We start from the raw sequence: 492 nt of genomic DNA on the forward strand, positions 1-492 counted from the left end.
TGCCGGAGATATCTTCCTTCACATCACAAAGAGCAGAATAATAATTGCGGTGAATTTTATAACGTCAGGTATATAAAAGGACCATACACACACTCCATCCCGTTCACAAGGAAAAGGCATTTTAATATTGTTGATACGACTTGCCTATCAAATAAAAGAAAGCATCTCAACACTTCTTTTCGGATCACGGCGCCTCGGGTGGGGGATGAGCGGCTATCCGAATTGTATGCTAATGCCGACCCAATTCCGCAAAAGCTGGGGTCAATGATGGCTTTTGGTCAGCGCAGAATGATTTCTCCTGATTTGGGCGGTGCAGGGGCGGTCATGATTTAATGCATCGAGATTCTCTGATTGAGCTGTTGAGATCATGAGGCGTCTGCCAGACGCCCATCGGGTGAGCCCAGCATGATTGGGATGACCGACGAAGATCGAAAGTGTGGCAGCATTCTGGAGCCCGGTCAGCCCAGCGACGCCCGCGAATTCAATCGCGTT

At 48.8% G+C, this 492-nt stretch carries 1 protein-coding gene; it reads right to left on the reverse strand.

From position 1 onward, the window contains the following. Positions 1-261 precede the first annotated feature (261 nt). The coding region (locus tag EOB49_RS37125) for a hypothetical protein (RefSeq protein WP_206526204.1) at positions 262-492 on the reverse strand (231 nt) is incomplete at its 5' end.

The sequence above is a fragment of the Mesorhizobium sp. M7A.F.Ca.MR.148.00.0.0 genome, assembly GCF_003997735.1.
In the GTDB taxonomy this organism is placed as follows: Bacteria; Pseudomonadota; Alphaproteobacteria; order Rhizobiales; family Rhizobiaceae; genus Mesorhizobium.